This is a genomic window from Bradyrhizobium sp. MI1.10, from assembly GCF_055811035.1.
Window position 1 is genome coordinate 79975 of sequence record NZ_JBVVPN010000014.1, and the last position, 21219, is coordinate 101193.

The following is a 21219-nucleotide window of genomic DNA, read 5'->3' on the forward strand; positions in this document are numbered from 1 at the left end:
CGTGGAGTGGACCCGAAAAGCGGTGCGACGCTGCGCTACTTTCCTTCCAGAATATTCACCGGCGTCCAATCCGACCCCGGTGGATTTGTAGCGAGCGCAGTCGCGCGCTTGCCAAAAAGCGCTGACGCCGGATCCATTTCCGCCGTTCGCCCGAACGCATCAGCCGCCTTCGCAAACTCCCTTGCCCGCCAGCACGCCAACCCTTCCGCATACGCGGCGGCAACCTTCGTCTGCCCGGCACTCTCCGTGCCCTTGTCCGCGAGGGGCTCGAACACCTTGATCGCCTCGCCGCGTCCTATCAATTTGATGGCGTCGAGCTCGCGCCAGGCGAAAGTATCGCCTGTCTGCGCGACAGTCGTTTCTGACGCCATGATGGCGGTGCCATAATATTTGTTGGCGCCTTCGAGCCGCGAGGCGACGTTCACGGTGTCGCTCATCACGGTGTAGTTGAAGCGGCGGCGGGAGCCGATATTGCCGACCACGGCCTCGCCGCTGTTGAGCCCGATGCGGTGCGACAGGCCGTGGCCGGCGAAGGCGGCGCTGCCGGCGTTGAGCTCCGCCAGCTTTGCGTGACATTTCAGCGCCGCGTGAACGGCGTTGCGCGCGTGGGCCGGATCGTCGGCGGGGGCACCGAACATGGCGACGATGGAATCGCCGATATATTTGTCGACATAACCGCCATGGCTCTCGATGATGTCGGTCATGGCGGAGAGATATTCGTTCATCAGCGTCACCAGCTCGCCCGGCGTCATCGTCTCGGCGATGGAGGAGAAGCCGCTCAGGTCGGAGAAGAACATCGTGACGTTGCGCATTTCGCCGCCGAGCGCCGGCATCTTGCCGGAGGCTACCATCGTCTCGATCACCTCGGGCGCGAGATAGAACGCAAAGCTCCTGCGCAGGAAACGCTCGTCACGATCGGCCAGCACGAAACGGTAGCCGATCATCATCGCGAGTCCGGCAAGGCTTGCGAGTGCCGGCTCGGTCAACGGCAGCGCCAAGGCATGGACGAATGCACCGACGGCCACAGCGGCGTATACGGCGGTGAGGCCGAGCCATGCGATCAGTGCGCCACCCGGTGCGAGCACGCAGGCCGCGCAGGCCACGATCGCTGCGAACACGATGGTGAGAATGCTCCGCAGTGGAAAGCCGAGCTCGGTCACCGCATCGCGTTCGATCAGATTTCGCACCGCGTTGGCATGCACGAAGACACCGGCAATGTCGCTGCGAGCCTTCTGTGCGGTGTTCGCCGGGACGGGCAGGGCGCATCGTGGCCCCGGCGTTCCGTCATACCCGCCGGACAGCCGCATCGAGGTGAGCTTGCGGTCCGCGAAATTGAGGACGGTCCCGAGCAGCACGACCTTGCCGTCGAAGGCGCGACGGAAGAAGTCGCGGTCACCTTTCTCCACGCAGGCACGCAGGTCGGCGAAGGAGAAGGTCGGAATGTCGCGGCCCAGTCGTCGAAAATTGAGCGTCAGTGTGTTCGGCACGGCGCTCGGAATTGCATAACCGAACAATTCGGTTGCGCCGGAAGGTGCGATCTCGGGCTTTCCACCGAGCGCGCGCGCGGCGAGCTCGACCGCCATCGTGGGGACCGGCTTACCGTCGATCGAGAAGCTGAGCGGCATTCGCCGGATCACGTCATCAGTGTCGGTATGGACGTTGAGGGAACGGACAGCATTCTTCACCGCAAATCGCTGTGCGGAGTAAGGCGCGTCCGGATGGTCGTTGCTCAGGATCTCGCCGAGGACCAGTTTGCCGTTGTCGGAAAGCTTCCGCAAGGCTATGAGATAGTCCCGGTCAAAACCCTTCATACGGTCGCCGAGCGGCGCGTCGCCGAAGGGAATCTCCGACTGCTCGATCGAACTCGGAAAGATGACGTCGAAGCCGATGACCTTGGCACCGCCGTCGCTGATACTCCCGAGCACCCGGCCGATCTCGCGCGTCCAGGTCTGCGTTGGCGATCCCTTGAACGGCGGAGTGTCGTAGGTCTCGCCGTCGATGGCCACGACGACGACCGGTGATGTCGCGGGATCGCGGTGGTCGCCGACGAGCTTGCCGCGCAGTGCCGTGAGGATGTCGAGCGACAGGCCCTGCAGCGTCTCGAACGGCGGAGACGTGACGACGGCGCCTGCAAGAAGCGCAATCAGGATCGCTGCAACGATGTCCCGTCTGCCGATCCGCCGCATCGCCCCGTCGCTAGCTGCCTATTCGAGCCGCAGCAGGCGTCCCACGATCGGCGTCGGCGACGACGTGGCGCTGGGATCGACCTGGAAGGCATAACGCTTGGTGCCGAGGATGGCGAGATAGCTGCCGCCCGGCGTCAGCGACTTCCCGGCCTTGGCGAAGTCATAGAACTTGCCGCCGACCATCGTCTCGCTCTTGAGCGGCACGCTGATCGTGGGCTCCTTGCCATCGGTGCGTTCGATCACCAAGGTGCTGCCGCTCTTGGCCTGCACTAACGGCGCGACGCCGTAGAGCGTCGGCAGCTTGGCCGGAGCGCTGCCCTTGGCGTCCGACCGCATGGTGCGGAAGGTCGTCGCGGCACTCTGGTTCGCCTCGCGCTCCGACAGTTTTGCCGCGTTGGTATCGCAGGGCACCTTTTCCCGCTTGACCTCACCGAGTTGCACGGTGCTCTGCTCGGTGCCGACCATGATGACGCCTTCGCTGATGGTCTCGCGCTGGCACGATTTGAGATAGCTGAGCGTAATGGTTGCCTTGGGCCCCAGCTTGATGATCTTGCCCGGCGCCACGTAATCCATGAACGCGACACCGTCGACCTTGCCTTGCACCTCCTCGACGATGGCGGCCGGGGTCTCCGCCAAAGCGGGGGCAGCAAGACAGCACGCGCCGACAACAGCGCCGATCAGGCTTTTCATGGGAATTCTCATCCAATTCGACCGATACTTGCCCGGTCCCCGTCCAGGCCCGATGCTTAGCAGCGAAACGCCCAGGCAAGTGTGACCGGAATCACTCTCAGATATTGGTGCACTCTATCAGGAAGAGGTTCAAACCGGCGACCGGAGAAAACAGTGCGCCGGCAAGCTGTTGGCCGGATGGATAATTTCATTCGGCTGGGACGGCCCCGACCGGGTGGCCCTCCGCTGCACTCTCTATAATGGGCGCGAGCGTGATAATGAGAGCCAGCGTGGCTCGGTCTTCTGGTGCGGCGTCGTCTGTTGACCGGCCGCGATCTCCACGACTTTGTCCCATCGCGACAGGAAGGCTGGCTGTCACGAACTGGTTGGAGTTGAGAGCGGTCATATGCAAGCTGCCAAACGAAGTCGGCACGCCGATCGCTTTTAGCGCGGTATCCAACGAAGTCCAGCTTTCTTGCCCGCTGCACGGGGGAACGTGCGCCCGCCCGCGTCGCTGCGCGTCGGCAGCAATTTGACTGGCTCGCTTTGCAGGACGTTAACCGTGGCGGAATGCTCCCCGCGCGGGTCATTGTCGCGCCCCAGAGTTGGTCGCAAATACGTTTGGGTTTTACGGTGGATGTTTTCATGCTGAGAGACGGCAAATATGCGGCCTGGTTCAGGACCCCGCGCGGTCAGGGCACGGGCGTCGTGCATCTGGCGGAGGGACGAATCTCCGGCAGCGACAGCTTCTTCACGTATGGCGGCTCTTACCGAATCGACGAGCAGCGCTTCACGGCGGTTCTGACCACGCGGCGACATGCCGAGGGGCCGCCGACCGTGTTCGGGCTCGACGAAGTCGAGGTCAAGCTCTCGGGCGTGTGCAGCGGCGCCATGGCGACCTGTTCCGGAACGGCCGAGCAGGCGCCCGATGTGACCTTCGAGGCGACGCTGATTTACAGCCAGGACGAGGTGCCCGCCGTTGAGGCCAGAGGTGCGGTCGTGAAGCTCAACGCCGACAAGCTGCCCAAGGGTCTCGACGGCCGCTCGCGATCGCGCCATCCGTTTGCGCCGGGATCGCTCGGCTCAGAACGGAATAGACCATAAGGCCACGTCTCATCCCGCCTGATCGACTTCGACGATGTCGTCAGGGCTGCTTAAGCGGATGAGCCCTCTGGTGCCAGGCCCAGGCGGTGCGGATCACAGTCGGCAGATCCGAATGTCGCGGCACGAAATTCAGCACTTTTCGCGCTGCGGAGGGATCGGCGACCAGATAGGTGGGATCGCCGGCGCGGCGCGGTTTCATGGTGTGGGGCACCTCGCGCCCGGTCTCCTGCCTGATGGCAGTCAGAATTTCCCGCACCGAAAAGCCGGAGCCGGTGCCCAGATTGAAGCTCCCGCCGGCATGCCCTTGTTCCAGCAGCTTCAGCGCCGCAACATGCGCCGCGGCGAGGTCGGTGACATGGATGTAATCGCGGATCGCGGTGCCATCGGGCGTGTCGTAGTCCTCGCCGAACACGGCAAAATCGACATGGCCCTGTAATGCCATCATGGCGCGCGGAATGAGATGGGTTTCATTGTCACGCAATTCGCCGATGCCGCCGGCAGGATCGGCGCCGCTGGCGTTGAAATAGCGCAGGCAGAACGCGCCGAAGCCGTAAGCGGCGCGGTAATCGGCGAGCATGCGCTCGATCATCCACTTCGATGCGCCATAGGGGTTGATCGGCGCGCAGGGGAAGTCTTCCGGCAGTTCCTTGGAATCGGCATTGCCGTAGACGGCGCCGGTCGAGGAGAACACGATACGATGGCAGCCCGCATTGCGCATCGCCTGCAATAGCGACAGCGTGCCCTGCACATTGTTGATGTAGTACTTTTGCGGGTCGGTCATGGACTCGCCGACGAGGCTCGCCGCCGCGAAATGCATGACCGCCGTGATTTTGTGCTCGGCGAAGGCGCGCGCCAGCGTGGCGCCGTCGAGCAGATCGCCTGTTACCAGCGGGCCGGCGACGAACCCGCGATGACCTGTCGACAGATTGTCATAAACGACGGGCTGATAGCCGGCCGCGGTCAGGGCGCGGCAGGCATGCGAGCCGATATAGCCTGCGCCTCCTGTAACGAGGACAGTCGGTCGGTCGGTCATGTCTGCTTACCTCGAGGTGAAATCAACGATCATCCATGCGTCCGCGGCCAGCACCAAATCGGCACACAGCACGAGCACCGCAAGCGTCAACCATTCGAAACGCTTGCCGAAGGCGGGGACACGCCGCGTGGCACCACGGGACACGACATCATTCAAGGAGAGGGTTTCCGAAGTGACCTGTCCCAATGCGATTGCCTCAGTTCGACAGTTGATCGATCTGGTGAGCATAGATTGATCTTCGCCGTATGCAACCCACCGGGGGCTCGCCACGATTGTCCTTCTTCGTTTAGCTCGCATTGACCCTATCATTGCGAAACGGTCGGCGCGCGCATCGCGGCAACCGAAGCTTTAAGCACGAAAAATAAGCTGATGCCGAGTAAAGGAGTGACTGAAACATGGCACAGATCTGGATGACTTATGACGAACTCGCCGGGCTTAGTGGCTGCACGCCTGCCGAGGCCAGAATGCGGGCCATCCATTTGTCACTTGACCGCCGCAAAAGCCGCGATGGCGCAACCCGCGTTAAGCTCGATCTGGCGCTGACGGCTAAATTTTTCGCATCTGTCCGGGACGCCGGTTTTGATCTGGACGGCGCCATCGAGGCGCTCCAGGCCACCCATCGCCAGATGGCAGAACTCCTGTCGCCGAACCAGTTCCAGGGCCGGCGCTGGTCGGCTTAGCCCCCGCATGCACGCTCCGGGCACGAGGAGCCGAGATTCTCGCGATGCTTGTTCCGAATCAGGCATAAATCTCCATCCGGATTTTCCATTGCGGGCCGGGTTAACCGCAGCGGGCCGCAGAGCCTGTAGGAGGATGCCATGAGGAACGACAGCGATCGAGGCTACGCGACACTGTTGGGAGCGGCGATGCTGGGCGGGCTGATCATCATGACAACCGCAACGGCAAACGCAGAGCTTGTGAAGTTGCAGGCCGATTTAAAAGGCAGCAATGAAGTGCCTCCGAACAACTCGCCTGGAACAGGCAACGCCGAGGCGACCTACGATACCGAGGCGAAGACCCTCACCTATACGGTCAGCTTTTCCGGCTTGACCGGGCCAGTCATGGGGGCACATTTCCATGGCCCCGTGGAGCCCGGCAAGAACGCCGGCATCGTGCTGCCGTTCAAGACGGTGCAAAGTCCGATTCAGGGGAGCGCAACACTCACGGAAGCTCAGGCTGCGGATCTGCTGGCCGGGAAATGGTACGCGAACATTCATACGGCCGCGAACCCGGGCGGTGAACTACGCGGACAAATGATAAAATAAGGACGGTAACTTCCCGATGCGGACGCGCAGACCCGGCATCTGCTCAGGAGGGCGGTCTCGGTAAGAAGGCCAGGATTGTTTGAGCGAGGAGGACCCCGACGGTCCCGCCTGCTGCTTTTTGCAGCACGTCCAGGAAACCCGGGTCACGATCGGGCGTCATTGCTTGCAGGATTTCGAGTCCCATTGCGACCGCCACGACAAGCGCGCATGCGAGAGTGAGCCGACCGGGCAACAGGAAGGACAAAAGAAATCCCAGCAACCCGTAGGCGCTGAAGCGCTCGATCACGACGACCCAATAAGCCTCGTGATGACCGATAAGCACGGGTCTCCCCGCCAGTCTCGCAAGCGTGGCATAGACGATGAGCGCGAAGCAGATTCCTGCGGCTGCGATAAGGTGGTTTCGGCGCATTGGACGACCATAGCCGGACCGGAGCCAGGCCGCGTTGAAAGATGAGAGTATCGTTAAGGCTGATTGAGCAGGGCGCCCGGTGCGGCGCGTTTTGCCGTCTCGGGTTAACGGCTCAATCCAGTCAGGCCACCAACACCGCGTCGGTCGGCAATTTAGCGCTCTGCGCCAAGCAGCGTGACTCGACCAACTCGTTGAATCGCGGGAAGGGCAGTGGGGCGGAGACGAGATAGCCCTGCCCCTCCTCTACGCCGGATGAAATAAGCGCCTGGACCTGCTCTTCCGTCTCGATGCCTTCCGCGACCACCGTCATTTGGAGGTCCTTCGCAAGTGCGACCAGCATCTCCACGATCGTGGCAGTCGATGCGTCCACGGTGATCGTGTCGACGAAAAATTTGTCGATCTTGATTGTATTGGCGCCCAGGCCCTTGAGCCGAGATAGCCCGCTGTGACCGACGCCGACGTCGTCGATGGCGACGCGAAACCCGTAGTCCCTGAGTTCGCTGACCACGGCTGCGGCGCGTGCGAGGTCGTCGAGTTCGTCGCGCTCGGTCACCTCGATGACGATCTGGCGCGCGGAGACGTGCGCCGCCATGACTGTGCGGCGAAGCGTTTCAATGAAGCCTGCACTCAAGAGATGCTTTGGCACGACGTTGAGGGAGAGCTTGAAATCCTTGTTCGCTTTCAACAACGGTTGCAGATCCGACAGCGCTGATCGCAGGATCTGCCAGGTCATGACCTCGATGCGGCCGCTGGATTCCGCGAGCGGGATGAAGTTCATCGGAGGCACGACCGATCCGTCTTTGAGCAGCCACCGAGCCAACACCTCGCAGCCCTTGATCCGACCGGTCTTGAGCTCGAAGATTGGCTGGTAGTACGGCTTGAATTCGTTCGCGGCCAGCCCGCGATCGAGATCGGCGACGGGCCCTTCCATGCGGCGGCTCCGCGCCAAAAGCTCGCCGAAAAGCGCGCCGATTGCAAACGCTATGGCCAACGCCGGCCAGTAGGCCTCGCTGTTCCACGTCGAGAGGATGCCGCGTTCGAGGCGGATGGTCGCATGGAGAGGGAATCGAGCGGAATTTTTGTTGAGATCGATCGGGGCCTGCAAGGCTTTGTCGGGATCGAGCAGGAATTCGCCAAGTTTCTCGCCGTTGCTCAAGGCGAGGATCACTTCGCTATGGGCGCGCAACTCGGCGGGCATGATGTCGAACAGGCTGGCGTTGACGCCAAGAATGGCGACCAACGCGGCATTGCCATTGATGTCTTTGAGCACGCCCAGAGCATCGCCGCCGAATTGCTCGACACGGAAGAGCGAAAGGCTCTTGTCGTGCGAGGGAAGCATATCGCGGCGGTCGATCCATCCCTTGTCGAATTCCAGCGTTTCGGAATAGGCCGAACAGATCACCGAGCCATCAGGGTTGACGAGGCGCACGTCCTTGATCGCGGAGCGCTGGTAGACGTGGAGCCGGATCGCCTGCAGCGTCGCGGGCCCGCAATCGGCAAGGTCGCGCCGCGCGAGTTCGCCCAGGCTCGCGCCGGCAAAATCGACCGCAAATTCGGCGCGACGCAGAACGACTTCGGTCAATTCGTCGAGCTGATGGGTCTGCTGGTACCGAATGAACGAAGTTGCCGCAAAGTGGCCGGCCGCGCCGAACAGGGCCGTGCTCGCGAGCACAAGCGCCGCAAATGCGAAAGTCGGTCGCTGCAATCTCATTCGGCCCGGCGGAACAGAGGGAAGCGTCGGCCGATCTTAGTCAGGACGCGCTAAAATAGGGTTTAATGCCCGGACGGGGCATGTGGAACCGGCCTTTGGGGGTTGGGCAGGCGAAGTGACCCGTCTGCCCCCGGGGCCGGGGCCCTATCGAAAATGCCTCTTAACCTTCCGCTCCCAAGTTCTGGCGGCCCATTCGATGGCGGAGGGAAGCGGGTGCGGGATTGTAGGGCGCGATGGGAGCCTGCCGGGTGCTGCCACCATGCTGTGGCCGGGTGGCTCGCAAGCGCAAGACCACGAAGGCGATATTGATAGCCAACCAGACCAGAATGACGGAAATGGCAAGATGTGCCACGGCCAGACCTCGCGATGAAGTTGGAGTCAACGCGAGCGCGCTGGTTCGGTTCCCTGGCGAACAGGGTTAGAGCGCGTTTATTTCATGCAGCTGGATTCGAGGCTTTCGAGCGGACGGTGGTCTCACCTTGGCTTGAGTCCTGGCTCCAGTCCGATGAGCAACACGTCGCATTCGTTCTTCGTCAGAATCGGAGATCGCGCGCCCGCGGTCATCCATGACGTCGTTGGCGAAACACCGCCGCACGCCTAGGCCTTTTTCCTCGCCTTCGTTTTCAACGAAAGACCAAGGCGCAAGGCCATGCGCTTGATCGCATCGGGCGATCGTCCGAGCTGTTTCGCCGCCTCCTCCAATGAAGCCGAAGACTTGGCCAACTCCATCAGCCGGCGGTCTTCCTTGAACGACCAGGGCTTGCGCGCCATAACCGAAATCATCCTCTCGTCGAGACAAAGACAAAGCCGCCAAGCGGACCCATGTCGCTCGACGGCTTTGCTTGGGTGGGGCCGAGCTTGGGGAAACCCGGTGAGACGATGGGATAAGCGATCGGTGAGACTTCGCAACAAACAACGCGGATTAAGCTAACCGCTCAACCTTAACGCGTCTAATCCGGACTTCGTGGCTCCGTATTATCACGGAGATTTCAATGCTGATCAGCAGCGGCCGTCGCCGTGTTTTGAGTGGTTCGAAGCCGAACTTATCGACCGGCGATTCTGAAGGCTGCATGGACCGGGGCCGTCGACGTGAACCCGGATTAACATCCGGCCGGATTTAACTTCAACAGTGAGACGTTTTGGTCTTTCCGGGCCCCCGGCCGTCGGGCGACGACCAAACTTCGATCAACTCTTGCACAATCTTCATCGTCGCCTGACAAAACCTTCAGCGGCGCCGATCTTGAAGTCGTCACAACGACAAGATGAAATGCAATGGGAGGAACGCGCCGGAAAAATGGGACGTTCAAATGTTGGCAATCGTGGTCTTGGGTTCGATCTTCGCCGGCGGTTTTGCTTGCGGCTATGGTGCGAGGGCGTGGCGCTCGCGAAAGCGATCGGCAAGATATCGTCTCTATGCCCTATACTCCCGCGGCAACAGGGGCGGGACGAAGTCGGTCGCCGTCGTAATGGTGGAATCTCGCGCGTGGCCTGTTTGCCGGACGATCTCAGTGGCATGATCGAAATAACCATGTACGGTTAGGTTAACTTGTCGCAACTCTTGAGAGCCTAGCCGACGTCACCTAGAACATATCGATTGACAGCGAAAGTTTAGTCGCCCCGATTTTTCCGGGGCCCGCGTTAGGGTAGGCGTAAATGGCGTATCTGATTGCGTTGTTGAGCGCGATAATTTGTATCCTTGTTTTGATGGTTTTCGTTCGCGACTATGATCGACACCTGAAAGATCTTCCAGGTCCTTGGATCATGGACGAGGCTCATTCGAATGACTGAAAGGCACAACGCGCCCCGCAGGTATTTCGTTGATGCGCAAGGGAAACGGGTGCTGATAGGGCTGTCGCTTCCGGAAACGGCCGAGTTCGAAGCGCTGGATGTGACATCGGGAGAGACGGTTGAAATCGCGGCCGAAATCGGTCTGAGCGATGGAGCCGCCGCGGCGGACGAAGCTCGATGGCGTGAGCTCTATTCCAAACACGAAGGAGCCTGGCGGGCGTGGATCGTACAAAGCCAGGCGGAGCGGCCACAAGGTTCAAGCTTTGTTAACTATGTCTGACCGATGTTAGCGGTCCAAATCTCGAACGTGGGATGGCCCAAATGTTTCAGCTGTTCCTGAGAGCGCGCGCACACAACTTTCTCAGCTCCCGCCGTGAGGACAAGGGCTTCAAGGCCCGTACCGTCGAGCGCGATGCGGAGACGGACCGCGTTCGAATCGATGCCGTCATGGTCGCGATCGATGCGGCATTGCGCGATGCGGAGAGGGAGCAGGTCGGCCTCGGACGACGCGTTGATGACGCACTTGCGCGTGCATCCGTCACCTTCGGAAACGGCACCGATGAATATCTCGAACGGGAGCCGATCGACAGCCATCATCAAGATCTCTTTGCCGCCGATATCTCCAACGGCCAGCGGCGGCTCAAGGAATTGGCAAACACCATCACTCACTTGAGGTTTATCAGGACCGCGATGCTCACGCGCTTTCCGAACCTGAAGCCGCCGCAGCTCAATAGCTAGGATCGAGGCTTTGGCTCGGCATCTGCCGTCTGGTGAAAAGCAGCAGGTCCGGGCGCGATGGATATCTCGGCCCGAGAAGCATCATCTCTCGCAGAGCAGCTTCTGCCACCAGACATTTCGGCGCCGCTTTGCCGTTTGGCTCTTCTGTCCTTTTTGATATGGTCCCGTCCTGTTCTCGGACGGATTGAAGGAGCGAGCCAGGTGATCTCCAGAAATTTGCAAAGGTCGATGGGATTGGCATTTGTTTTGGCTATTGGCGCACCAGTCACGGCTTCGGCCGTCACGGTAGAAGTAGCGCGCGCATGCGACGCAGCTTTGGCCAAGGCCTTTCCCCCAAAGCAAATCGGCAATCCCGCTGCGGGCAGCGCCGGGACTGTCAAGGAGCGGCGCGATTATTTGAGCAAATGCGTCGCGAACAACGGCAAGGTCGATGATGCTCCGGCGGATGCGCCTAAAGACGCCAAGGCCAAGAAATAAACGAAACGCGTCGCGCCACTTTAGCGTCGCGGCGGGCAGGGGGAGTAGAACGCGCCGTTCGTTGCATTGATGCGTTCGACGCATTGGTTGGGATCAGTCGGCGTCCCGGCCACCGTGAAGTCATAGCCCATACCTTTGACGACCACGACGTAGCGACCCGGCGAAAGCGTAAAGCCGTCCTGCTCCGGCTGCAGCGATAGCATTCGCGGCTGATCCTCGACCGGACCTACTTTGTAAGGGTAGGACATGCTGCGGATGACCCAGGTGTCGCCGGCAGTGACCATGGCCGCTTTCCCGGATGCATCGACGCCCATCGCTCGGGAGACTTTTGCGACCACCCGAACCTCGGTCCCGGTTGCATCGACACCACCGTCGGGCCTGAACACAATGAAGCTGACATCTCCGCTTGTCAGGGTCGTTGCGCTCGGCGTGTTGATTGCCGCTGAGATCGCGACACGACGGTCCGGAATCTTCCCGGCGACCGGCTTGAGCTCCTGAAGCTGGCCCTCGCTCAGGGCGTAGACGCCAAACGCTGTCGGCAACGGCGTCGAGGGTTGCGCAGCTGGCGTCGGCTCCTTCGGTTGATCCGGTGTCCGTTCGACACTCTCACCGCTCGATGGAGTCACAGCCACGGTGGGTTGAGGCTCGGGGCTTGCCGAGGTGCGCTTGGACAGCGTCGTGGACTGCCACAATGAGAGGGATTGCGTCCTCAACCGCGGCCAATAAGTAACCGCCGCGCTGGCGCCGGCAATGACGACCAGGATGGCGGCTAATCGCATGAGGGAGTTAAGGATGCCGCTTCGCTGAGATTGGTCGAGCGGTCCGGGCCGCGCGACAGAACCGCGCCTGGTTTCCGCCGCCGTCGGGACGGGCGGCGAAGGCGGAACGGGCTGAGGAGCCGGGGGATCGAGTGGCGACTGATGCGAAGCGACGTCTAGGGCCGACTCCGGCGCTTTGGACAGCGCGTCGCGCTCGTTGCGTTCAAATGATAGCTCGACGTCCCGAATGGCGCGTTCGAGCACTTGCTGGAGCTCGCGTGATTCCCGTGCGTCGCCATAGGTGAATTGTTCCAGAAGCTTGATCCGGGCAAGCTCGTACACAATTTCCCGGATCTGCCGCGGGTCGCCGGAAATGTCGCGAATTCGCCCGGACAGTAGACGCACAAACCCGGCCTTGATCGCGTGCGTATTTGGCGCGCTGGCGGCGGTGTCGCTGGGGTCCGTCATCAAGGCCGATCAAATAACCCGAAACAGGCTGTTTCGCTAGGCTTTTCGGCGTCAAATCCCATCTCTGCGAAAGTCGCTCTGATCGCCAACCTTGCAAGAGCCCTTGTCGAACAGCTTCGGGGGCTTGCTTTTGGGCAGAAAGCTGTGACAGTTCGACGAGCTCCTCTTTCCGGTATGTTGATCATGCGCGACGGTTTCATAGCACTCACGTTTGTGGCTCTCCTTGTGCAACCTTGTTTTGCACAAGGGACCAAGGACAAAGCCAATTTGACGAGCACCAGCATCGTGACGACCCCTACGAAGAAAACCCAAACGGCCCAGAGCGCCTCCCGACCCACAGCCATTCGAACCCTGGCGCCGGGCAAGCTGCCGAGCGGGATGGCGGCTCAGGGGGTCTGGAGAGACGGCAAGCTGATCGCCGTGCCTCGGCAATGACGCCCAAGCGACCGTGAAGGAACGGTGATCGCCTCCCCGACGTTCTCGCTTGGGAGACATCTCATGAAACGATTAGTCCTGACCGCAGTCGCGCTTTTTGTAACAGCAAGTACGTTGGGCCCAAGCATCTGGGTCCCAAGCGCTTTGGCCCAGGGTGTCAATGATCCGTCGACGCCCAACCGAAATGTCATCATCGTCAATCCCTCGCAGCCCTCGCCGAGCACGGCTACGCCGAATATTCCGAGCCAGATTCAGCCACCTCTGGTCAGCGGAGGGCGCGCACGTCCCTATTATGGCAACAGATCGCGGGGTAGCGGGTCGAGCAGGCGCTAGTCTGGCTACTGTGCGTTGGGTGTCATTCCGCCGCCGCTGGGGAAGTTGCTGGATTTGAGCGCCATTCCACTGACGCGAAAGCGGACATTTCCTGCCAGGTACAAATAATCCGAGGTCGTGCTGCTGACGGTCCGCACCTCGACATAGGTCAGCGTGATCGAACCCACGCTTGGGGTTACCTGGGTGATGTCGACAAACCGAGCTCCCGGGAAAAGCTTCTGGTCGAGGCCATAGAAGATCTTTTCCCGCTCTGACCACAGCACGAAGTGACCGCCGGTCTTCTGATCGACAGCTTCGTATTGCGTATGGATCACTTGCGGGTATTCGATCTGGCCTGCCGCTGCAAAGTGAGTCCCCAAAAAGATCGCCAGAATCAGGAAAGTAATGTTGCGGACCACTGGTCAATACCCTCGCGCGCTAAAGCACAAAGCTTGCCCGCGATTTGGCTTTCGTGCAATCGGCAAACGTATACATTGAATGGAGTAGACGAGAAGTTTCCGGCCCTTGCTCGTTCTTGTTGCTCTGCCCTGGAGTTACAGCGTGCGAACCGCGCGACCCCACACCTCACTAGCTCATGCAAGGCGGCTTGGGCCGTTGTCGGGAGCGGTCCTGACCGTTGCCGGTGCGATCGGCTTCGGTCTCGCAAATCCGCCCTCGTGTTTTGCCCAGACCGAGCCGGAGCCCTCGGTCAACGACTATCTCCCACCAAGCGAGCCGGAAGTCAGCCGTGACGAGTGGCGTCAGCGTATCGAAGATGCACGGCGAAGATCCAAAGAGCTCTCGCGCGAGCGGCGGGATCATCCCGAGTTCTATAAGCCGGTCCCGGAGGATCCGGACCTTGTCGCGACCGAACGTCTCCTCAATGACGACAGCCTGCAGCGCGGCGACATCGTCTCGACCAAGAAGGGCATGTTCGTCTACCAGGGGCGACCGGATCAACCGCGCCGCGAGCAGGATTTCGTGCCGATCGCGCCAAAAGCGACGCGTTGAAGAATTGACGGCGAACCAGCAGGCTAAGTCGCGCTCGAACGCTCAGTACCGCCGCAAAATCTGATTGAACTTCGGATCGGTCCCCCGCGTGGCCTCCAGAAGCAGCGACTTGCCCAGCGGCGTAGCCTGCAGGTAGGCAGCGATCAGGAGCTGCTCGTAGCGAGAGCGGTTGGCAAGCGCCGAGCGAACGTCCGATTGCGCCAGCAGCTTGATCTCTTCGTCGGCGGCCGCCGCGCTCGAGGTGACGGTTTGGAGCCGTGCGAAGGCAACGGCGATCGGCACCGCGCCGGTCAAGTAAGACATCTTCACTGCAGGCGTCACCAGCTCACCCGACTGCGCCTTCAGCGTGCCGAGCGTGAGCCAAAGCGCAGGCCGGATGGGTGATACTTTCAGGGCCGCAACAACCGCATCCTGGGCCGCCTTGTTCTCGGTAGCCCTGCTGGTCGCATCGGCTGCGGGATGGTGAAGAAAATCCGCGGCTTTGGCGGCCGCATAATTCGCCAGCAAGTCGCCGTCCAATGAAAGGGGCGCCAGAACGCCCGAAGCGGCTACCTTGACCTTCTCGGGCGGAAACTCGCCCAAGAACAAATCGCTCGCCCGAAAGTTCGACCGCGTGAGATCGCCGTAAAAGCCCAATGCTGCGTAAAGCAGCAACATCACTGCGATGCAGGCGCCAATGATGCGAAGCAGGATCATGCGGCTCATGATGAATTTCGATGCCCGTGTGGCAGGGCGCGGGAGTTGGCCAGCAACTCTGCAAAAGTCCTAAATTGCGAGCAGACTATCGCCCTGGATCGTGAGCAAGGTCAAGTTGCCGGTCGCGTAGGCGCCGGTGTCGATATTGATCCGGTTCGAGCGGATATCCGGGACGCTGACCGGGGTATGGCCGTGGACGACATATTTGCCGAAGCGTCTTTCGGACTCGAGGAATTCCTCGCGGATCCAGAGCAGATCCTCCTCCTTCTGACGTTCCAGAGCTACGCCTGGCTTGACGCCGGCGTGCGCAAAGAAGAAGTCGCCACACGCGAAGGACGGGCGGAGCTGCTGAAGAAACGAAAGATGCTCCGGCGGAAGCGCCTGCCTCAACCCTTCGATCAACTCAATCTGTTGCTCCGGCGTCGGATTCATTGTCGGGTTGATGCCGTAGGAAACAAGGGTCAGCAGGCCTCCGTAGCGACGCCATTCCTCCAGCCGTGCCGGGTCCTTGAGGACCTCGAGCAGGAACACTTCGTGATTGCCCTTGAGGCACACTGTCTCATGCGACTTCGAGCGCTCGATCAGGAGATCAATCACAGCACGCGAGTCCGGGCCCCGGTCGACATAGTCGCCAAGAAAGACCTGAATCGCTCGTTCGGGAGCGGAGCGGGCAAGGTCGGCGTCGATGACGGTTAAGAGCGACTGAAGCAGGTCAGCGCGTCCATGCACATCGCCAATGGCATAGATCCTCACGCCGTCGGGAAGCCGAGGCTTGACGTTCTTACGAAAGCGCTTGGAAAGGCCCATCAGCTCGTCGAATCGGGTCTGGCATCATGAATGGAGGGCATGATCGCTCATAGCAGAACAAGTTACGCGTCGGTATTCTTAATTGTTTCTAACCAAGGCGCGGCGGTTTTGATTAAAGGATTGCTGGGCTTTTGAGCCGGATTTCAAGACGTCTCGCGTAGCGTTTCCCCAACAAGAAATGGGAAGCGCGACATGCGCAAGACTTTAAAGTTCCTGGCGATTGCCGCCGCTCTGTTGGCTGGGACGGCTCAACACAAGGCCGAGGCCGCCTTTGTTGGTGCGCCGTCAGCGTTGCGCGGCGCCATCCAGTACATCAAGTTCAACCAGGCGACCCTGGCGCCGATGGCATTCACGATCTTTTGCCTGAAGTACGAGGGCGAGTGTAAGCCGCGACCGCAGCAAATCGTGTTCAGGGGCGGACGTCTCAAGCTTACGGCCGAGCGCATGGCGCAGCTTCAGGAGGTCAACCAGCGGGTCAACAGCGCGATCCGACCCGAGCCCAATTTGGAGGGGCTGCGCGGCGAGAAGTGGCTGCTGCATCCCACCAGCGGCGACTGCAACGACTATGCCGTGACAAAACGCCATGACCTGATCGCCGAGGGCTTTCCGGCGCGATCGGTGTTGCTCAGCGAGGTCGTCACGACCTGGGGTGAGCATCATCTCGTGGTCGTGGTGCGCACGTTCTCCGGCGATCTCGTGCTGGATAACCTCACCGGACACATCCTGCCGTGGTCGAAAAAGTCCTATCGGTGGGTCCGCATTCAAACGCCCAAGAACCCGACCTACTGGGCGTCACTCGCTGATCGCGACGTCTAACGACGAGCGACTAGTGACCCGTGCCGCGTGCGGACTGGGTGATGCTTTGGGACAATCCGAGTCCCACGATCGTCGACAGGCAAAGGATTGCTGCCGGATGCAGCAGTCCTGAACCAGCGAAGCTCTCAACCAGCGCGAAGACAAGGCAGGCTGCGGCCGCCGCAGGGAAGAACGAGTCGCGGCCGCGCTGCAAAGCCCCCAAAAACAAACGTCCCAAAGCCAACATGCCCGCCAGCAGCGCGGCGGAAAAGCCGATCCATCCGGTATCCGCGAAGATGGCAAAAGCCGTCGAGGGCGCCGTCAAAGCCGCGCCGGCATCGCTTTGGTAGATCCTGCCAACGGCCGAAAAGGTGCCTGCGCCCGCACCAAACCATCTCGTATCGGCCAACATTCGCTCCAGCGCGGCTCTGGTTTCGGCCCCCGCATCCGGGACAAGCCGCAAAAGAATCGGCCCTGCATTCTTTTCGAACAGGAAGCTCAGGACAATCATCGCTCCGACCAGCGCGGCTAAGGACAGTGCGCCAGCGGCCAACGGCGACAGGTCGATCCTTCGAATGACAAGGATCAGCAAGATCAACACGAGGCCAAAGGCCGCGGCGATCGCGCTGTTCGTCCCTGACAAGCCAAAAACCGCAACCGCGCTGGCCAACGCGCCCACGAGGCCGCAAAGGCCGACAGCGACCGACCGAACGACCGAGTGGCGCGTTTCGGCCCGCTCGGCGGCAAGCTGCATGACGGCTAGATTAAGCATGACGCCAAGACCGGCCATCGTTGTCCCGAGGTCGGAAGGGACGGCGGTTGCAAGGGCGGGCGACAGTGGACGCAAGCCCAGGATCAGAGCCGACACTGCTGTTACCCCGCTCAGCACGAACAGCACCAGTTCGGCACGGCTGCGGTCACGGACCACGACGATTGTCACGCTGAGCAACGAGATCGCTGCAAGGGCTTGAAACAGCGCATTCAGGGTAAGGCCGAGATCCGCCGTCACTGGCCCAAGCGACAGGCCACCCAGAGCATCGTGGCTGCTCGCCCAGATCGGATGCGCCCAATTCAGCCACAGCGGCGCCAGCTGGGTTGCGATGCAAAGGGGAATGGCGATCAGGACCCAGCGGCCCCAGACCGTGGCACGCAAATAGTGCTCGTAGTCGGCCTTTCGTGCGCTGAAGACCGCTGCAAATAGCCCCAGGGCCGTCGCCGTCATCCCGAGCTGAACGCCGAATTTGGCGCCGACAATGTCGAGAGCGGATGCAGAAACAAGGCAAACGATGAGGGCAAAATAAGCGAAGGACAAACGTGCGCCTGGAAGGAATCCTGAAAGGGTCAGGCCACCATACAAGCCGGAGGCAAGTTTTCAAACAGAGCTCTGCAGCCCACGCAGCTCCCAGCCCAACCCCAGATCAACGAAGCGTCGCCTGCGGGATCAGACGGATTGATGCGCCACAGAGGAGGTCAGCGGGCGGTCTTGAGCGGACGGGCGAACACGCGGGCGGCACGACCCGCGGCGAGAGCAAAGCGGGCGGCCGAGCCAAAGAGATAACCGGCCTGGAGCGCGATGGCCGCGAGCGCTACGCCCTTCAGGCCATCGAGAAAGCTCAGATTGGCCATCCAGCCGACCGGGATCGCGGCGAGGAGCATGACGAAGGTCAGCGGCAGGAGCACCAGGACGCGAAAGCGTTGGCCCAGAACTGCGCCTACCAGAAAGCTGAAGATCAAAAGCTCGGTCATCCGAAACACTCCGTGCTCCGGACCTTAGGTTCCCCACCCTAAAAAGACCCTTAAGTCGTATGGCTAAATTTTGTCTATTGGCCGCAACTTGTTGCCAGAGAATTATAGGCTTCGCGAAGCCCGTTCAGGGCCACCACGCCTTTGATTTCGCTGTCGCCTTCCTTCACCACCACGGAAAGCGAGGGCGTCGTCTGCCACTTACCGGCAGCAAAGGCGGAAACTTCGTCTGGCAAGAGCACTGCCGCGCCCGCGGCGGCCATGCTGGCCTCGAACGTCTGGGTACCGCCGCCGGTTGAGGAGATCGTTACGCGCGGGCGGCTCCGTGGCGGAAAGGGGCGGATCAAGGCCACCAACACGTCGATCTTGCCTTTGGGAGCGCAGCGGACGATCAGGCCGGCGAACTCCGGGTCAGACTGCATCGTCTCGGCTGTCTTGGAGATGGAAGCGAAGCTTTCGCCCTCTTTGGAGCCTTGGGCGCGGGAGAATTTCCAAATCGAGGAGGAGGCTGCGATCTCAACGAAGGGGCGCCCCGGGGGTTCGTATCCCGGTCCGGCGAGCAACCATCCTGTCACGGCAAGGGAAAGAAGCGACAAGAGCAATGCCGGAACTCCTCATGAGACAGCGGAGCATTAGCAGAGACACGCGGGGTTGAGAACGCCTCGCCCTTCGGTTGAGCGTTTGCCTGCTAATCGGGCACACGAATTACAACAAACAGTCACAAAGGGTTAGCGAAGGTTCCGAAGTAGTGGCGCAGGCGCAACACCGGCGGACTCATTGCGCCGTTAACCATCGGTTTCAGCCTGGAACTCTTGTCGTGCCGCCCGCTAGACCGTACCACTTTGAGGTAATTCGGGACGATCGGGGCCATTCATGCATTCCTTTGCCAAGACTTACGTATTCAAGCCGGCGTTTCTGGCGGTCGCGTTGGCGCTGGCGGCGTGCTCGACCAATCCAGGCTCCGGCCCGTTAACCGATGACGTCAACAACAAGATCCAGACCGAGAATGCACCGGCCTATGAACTGGTGCCGCTCAATCCCGCCACGGTGAAGATCCTGCACACCCATGAGCCCAAGGGGCTGGCAGGCGTGTTCACCGATCGCCGCCCGCCTGCCAGCATCGTGTTCGGCATCGGCGACGTTGTTGCGGTTACCATCTTCGAAGCCGCGGCAGGCGGTCTGTTCATCCCGGCGGAAGCCGGCGTCCGTCCGGGCAACTTCGTCACCATCCCGGATCAGTCGGTCGACAATGATGGCTTCATCACGGTGCCCTACGCCGGTCAGGTCAAGGCCGCGGGTCTCACGGCGGTACAAATTCAGCGCGCTATCATTGAGAAGATCTCCAACCGCGCCATCGAGCCGCAGGTCGTTGTTGCAATGTCCTCGCAGCGGACCCAGCTCATCAGCGTTCTTGGCGAGGTCAATGCGCCGGCGCGTTATCCGGCGAGTGCGGCAGGTGCCAAGGACAAGGTGCTTGACGCGATTACCCGCGCCGGCGGCATCAAGGGTCAGGGCTTTGAGACCTGGGTCATGCTGGAGCGTGCCGGCAAGCGAGCGACCGTGCCGTTCGAGAACCTGGTCATGACGCCCGAAAACAACATTTACGTTCGCCCGGACGACAGCATCTACGTCTATCGCGAGCAGCAGAAGTTCCTGGCGTTCGGCGCCAGCGGCCAGAGTGGCGAGTTCAACTTCGACGCTTGGCGCATCAATCTCGGCGAGGCCGTCGGCAAGTCCGGTGGTCTTCTCGACGGCCAGGCCAATCCGGCGGCCGTGTACCTCTATCGCCGCGAGCCGCGTGAGGTCGCTGCTCAGCTTGGCATCGACGTCAGCAAGTACACCACCGAGACGATCCCGGTCATCTTCAACGTCAATTTCCGCGATCCGGGCGGGTTCTTCCTCGCCACCAAGGTCATGATGAAGAATCAGGACATCATCTACGTCTCGAACTCGACCAACGTCGAAGTGGCCAAGTTCCTGACCTACCTGCGGGTGATCATGGCGACCGGCAGCGATGCCGTGAACCTCGCCAACGACGCTCTGATCTTCCGCAACAACGTCAAGTTGGCGCCTTAACGATCGGCGGCTCGAAGCGAATGGCACCGGGGCTTTGTCCCGGTGCCATTTTCGTTTAGCGATCTAGGCGGGTGCTGTCGAGTTTGGATCAAGGCACCACCGAGCAAGGTTCGCCGGTGATCGGTCACCCCCGCGCGGTTGCGAGGCTTCATGCGCTTTCGACGGCAAGCATTCTGGCGTTCTCTAACGCTCATCATCGCGGGCCCTGTTCTGCTCGAACAGGCTGCCGGCGCGGCTGCGGAGTTCGGAGTCCGCCACCGGATCGACGTGGTGGTCTCAGCCGAGCCCGATGCGCCGATCTTTCAGCGCCTCCGGGGTGCTAAGGGCGAAGTTTCATTCACCGTCCGATTGTCGGCGAACGCCAAAGAGAGTCGCTTCTTCGGGATGCTGCATCCATCCTTCCCGGATGCTGTTGTCCCTGACAAAACTGCCAAGCCGCTGGTCCAGCAGACCAAATTGTGGGAGGAGGACGTCTGCCATCAGCGGCGCGGCCTGCCGAAAGTGACGGTCACCCAACTTCGGGGGCGCTTTGGCGAAGGGGAGGGGCGGGTTGAGATTTCCGGTATCAACCGTCACATCGGGCTTCTGGTCCCGCCCGACGAATTAACACCTGGAATAAAACTCGATTCGGGGAGTGACGATCTTGGGCTATTCTATGCCTTTCGGGCGCAGACCAGGACCAGCCGTCTCAACGTGGATCTGAAGATCTATCCCATCGATTGCTTCCTCTAAAAGCTC

The 21219-nt window shown here is 61.0% G+C and carries 24 protein-coding genes; 10 read left to right on the forward strand and 14 right to left on the reverse strand.

Annotated features, from left to right (window positions below; translation table 11 throughout):
• Positions 1 to 35 precede the first annotated feature (35 nt).
• Together AC0L3K_RS16630 and AC0L3K_RS16635 are read right to left on the reverse strand one after the other, a co-directional pair.
• Positions 36 to 2186, reverse strand: coding sequence for a CHASE2 domain-containing protein (locus AC0L3K_RS16630; RefSeq protein ID WP_473366379.1), 2151 nt, complete (start codon positions 2184 to 2186; stop codon positions 36 to 38).
• An 18-nt stretch (positions 2187 to 2204) separates the two neighbouring features.
• Positions 2205 to 2876, reverse strand: a complete 672-nt coding sequence (locus AC0L3K_RS16635) for a hypothetical protein (RefSeq protein WP_473254576.1) — start codon at positions 2874 to 2876, stop codon at positions 2205 to 2207.
• Between the two features lie 624 nt (positions 2877 to 3500).
• On the opposite strand from AC0L3K_RS16635, the gene AC0L3K_RS16640 reads away from it, so the two are divergent.
• Positions 3501 to 3959, forward strand: a complete 459-nt coding sequence (locus AC0L3K_RS16640; RefSeq protein ID WP_007595548.1) for a hypothetical protein — start codon at positions 3501 to 3503, stop codon at positions 3957 to 3959.
• Between the two features lie 40 nt (positions 3960 to 3999).
• Here AC0L3K_RS16640 and galE read toward each other — a convergent pair whose 3' ends face one another.
• Together galE and AC0L3K_RS16650 are read right to left on the reverse strand one after the other, a co-directional pair.
• Positions 4000 to 4992, reverse strand: coding sequence for a UDP-glucose 4-epimerase GalE (gene galE, locus AC0L3K_RS16645; RefSeq protein ID WP_473366380.1), 993 nt, complete (start codon positions 4990 to 4992; stop codon positions 4000 to 4002).
• 6 nt (positions 4993 to 4998) lie between these two features.
• Positions 4999 to 5148, reverse strand: a complete 150-nt coding sequence (locus AC0L3K_RS16650; RefSeq protein WP_473366381.1) for a hypothetical protein — start codon at positions 5146 to 5148, stop codon at positions 4999 to 5001.
• A 239-nt stretch (positions 5149 to 5387) separates the two neighbouring features.
• On the opposite strand from AC0L3K_RS16650, the gene AC0L3K_RS16655 reads away from it, so the two are divergent.
• Together AC0L3K_RS16655 and AC0L3K_RS16660 are read left to right on the forward strand one after the other, a co-directional pair.
• Positions 5388 to 5672, forward strand: a complete 285-nt coding sequence (locus AC0L3K_RS16655; protein WP_473366382.1) for a hypothetical protein — start codon at positions 5388 to 5390, stop codon at positions 5670 to 5672.
• 138 nt (positions 5673 to 5810) lie between these two features.
• A complete protein-coding gene (locus AC0L3K_RS16660) occupies positions 5811 to 6257 on the forward strand; it encodes a CHRD domain-containing protein (protein ID WP_473366383.1) in 447 nt (148 codons plus the stop codon).
• Between the two features lie 43 nt (positions 6258 to 6300).
• Here AC0L3K_RS16660 and AC0L3K_RS16665 read toward each other — a convergent pair whose 3' ends face one another.
• From AC0L3K_RS16665 to AC0L3K_RS16675, 3 genes are all read right to left on the reverse strand, one after another.
• Entirely contained in the window at positions 6301 to 6666 is a 366-nt protein-coding gene (locus AC0L3K_RS16665) for a VanZ family protein (protein WP_473366384.1), read from the reverse strand.
• A 121-nt stretch (positions 6667 to 6787) separates the two neighbouring features.
• Positions 6788 to 8377, reverse strand: a complete 1590-nt coding sequence (locus AC0L3K_RS16670; RefSeq protein ID WP_473366385.1) for an EAL domain-containing protein — start codon at positions 8375 to 8377, stop codon at positions 6788 to 6790.
• Between the two features lie 597 nt (positions 8378 to 8974).
• Positions 8975 to 9148 (reverse strand): hypothetical protein, encoded by a 174-nt coding sequence (locus tag AC0L3K_RS16675; protein WP_162847250.1) that lies wholly within the window; start codon positions 9146 to 9148, stop codon positions 8975 to 8977.
• A 1009-nt stretch (positions 9149 to 10157) separates the two neighbouring features.
• Here AC0L3K_RS16675 and AC0L3K_RS16680 point away from each other — a divergent pair.
• Genes AC0L3K_RS16680 through AC0L3K_RS16690 form a run of 3 tightly spaced genes read left to right on the forward strand, consistent with a single transcriptional unit; the run spans position 10158 to position 11380 of the window.
• Positions 10158 to 10445: a hypothetical protein gene (locus AC0L3K_RS16680; protein ID WP_473254580.1), complete on the forward strand. Its 288-nt coding sequence runs from the start codon at positions 10158 to 10160 to the stop codon at positions 10443 to 10445.
• A 41-nt stretch (positions 10446 to 10486) separates the two neighbouring features.
• Complete coding sequence (locus tag AC0L3K_RS16685; RefSeq protein WP_007595535.1) at positions 10487 to 10903, forward strand: hypothetical protein; 417 nt, start codon at positions 10487 to 10489, stop codon at positions 10901 to 10903.
• 57 nt (positions 10904 to 10960) lie between these two features.
• Positions 10961 to 11380 (forward strand): hypothetical protein, encoded by a 420-nt coding sequence (locus AC0L3K_RS16690; protein ID WP_473366386.1) that lies wholly within the window; start codon positions 10961 to 10963, stop codon positions 11378 to 11380.
• A gap of 20 nt (positions 11381 to 11400) precedes the next feature.
• Here AC0L3K_RS16690 and AC0L3K_RS16695 read toward each other — a convergent pair whose 3' ends face one another.
• Positions 11401 to 12606: a hypothetical protein gene (locus AC0L3K_RS16695; RefSeq protein WP_473366387.1), complete on the reverse strand. Its 1206-nt coding sequence runs from the start codon at positions 12604 to 12606 to the stop codon at positions 11401 to 11403.
• 773 nt (positions 12607 to 13379) lie between these two features.
• Positions 13380 to 13772 carry a hypothetical protein gene (locus AC0L3K_RS16700; RefSeq protein WP_473366388.1) on the reverse strand — a complete coding sequence of 131 codons (393 nt, stop codon included), beginning with the start codon at positions 13770 to 13772 and terminating at the stop codon, positions 13380 to 13382.
• 196 nt (positions 13773 to 13968) lie between these two features.
• Here AC0L3K_RS16700 and AC0L3K_RS16705 point away from each other — a divergent pair, with 196 nt between their 5' ends.
• Complete coding sequence (locus AC0L3K_RS16705) at positions 13969 to 14364, forward strand: hypothetical protein (RefSeq protein ID WP_007595526.1); 396 nt, start codon at positions 13969 to 13971, stop codon at positions 14362 to 14364.
• 42 nt (positions 14365 to 14406) lie between these two features.
• Here AC0L3K_RS16705 and AC0L3K_RS16710 read toward each other — a convergent pair whose 3' ends face one another.
• Both AC0L3K_RS16710 and AC0L3K_RS16715 read right to left on the reverse strand, forming a co-directional pair.
• Positions 14407 to 14946: a hypothetical protein gene (locus tag AC0L3K_RS16710; RefSeq protein WP_473366389.1), complete on the reverse strand. Its 540-nt coding sequence runs from the start codon at positions 14944 to 14946 to the stop codon at positions 14407 to 14409.
• A gap of 183 nt (positions 14947 to 15129) precedes the next feature.
• Complete coding sequence (locus AC0L3K_RS16715; protein WP_473366390.1) at positions 15130 to 15867, reverse strand: metallophosphoesterase family protein; 738 nt, start codon at positions 15865 to 15867, stop codon at positions 15130 to 15132.
• A 192-nt stretch (positions 15868 to 16059) separates the two neighbouring features.
• Between AC0L3K_RS16715 and AC0L3K_RS16720 the strand changes: the two genes are divergently transcribed.
• A complete protein-coding gene (locus AC0L3K_RS16720; protein ID WP_473366391.1) occupies positions 16060 to 16683 on the forward strand; it encodes a transglutaminase-like cysteine peptidase in 624 nt (207 codons plus the stop codon).
• Between the two features lie 10 nt (positions 16684 to 16693).
• On the opposite strand, the gene AC0L3K_RS16725 is transcribed toward AC0L3K_RS16720, so the two are convergent.
• The 3 genes from AC0L3K_RS16725 to AC0L3K_RS16735 all read right to left on the reverse strand — a co-directional run bounded on the left by AC0L3K_RS16725 (position 16694) and on the right by AC0L3K_RS16735 (position 19007).
• Positions 16694 to 17974 (reverse strand): hypothetical protein, encoded by a 1281-nt coding sequence (locus AC0L3K_RS16725; RefSeq protein ID WP_473366392.1) that lies wholly within the window; start codon positions 17972 to 17974, stop codon positions 16694 to 16696.
• Between the two features lie 158 nt (positions 17975 to 18132).
• A complete protein-coding gene (locus tag AC0L3K_RS16730) occupies positions 18133 to 18408 on the reverse strand; it encodes a hypothetical protein (RefSeq protein WP_473366393.1) in 276 nt (91 codons plus the stop codon).
• Between the two features lie 74 nt (positions 18409 to 18482).
• Positions 18483 to 19007, reverse strand: a complete 525-nt coding sequence (locus AC0L3K_RS16735) for a hypothetical protein (RefSeq protein WP_473366394.1) — start codon at positions 19005 to 19007, stop codon at positions 18483 to 18485.
• Between the two features lie 271 nt (positions 19008 to 19278).
• Here AC0L3K_RS16735 and AC0L3K_RS16740 point away from each other — a divergent pair, with 271 nt between their 5' ends.
• Positions 19279 to 20481, forward strand: coding sequence for a polysaccharide biosynthesis/export family protein (locus tag AC0L3K_RS16740; RefSeq protein WP_473366395.1), 1203 nt, complete (start codon positions 19279 to 19281; stop codon positions 20479 to 20481).
• A gap of 150 nt (positions 20482 to 20631) precedes the next feature.
• Positions 20632 to 21213 carry a hypothetical protein gene (locus AC0L3K_RS16745; RefSeq protein WP_473366396.1) on the forward strand — a complete coding sequence of 194 codons (582 nt, stop codon included), beginning with the start codon at positions 20632 to 20634 and terminating at the stop codon, positions 21211 to 21213.
• Positions 21214 to 21219: the final 6 nt, after the last annotated feature.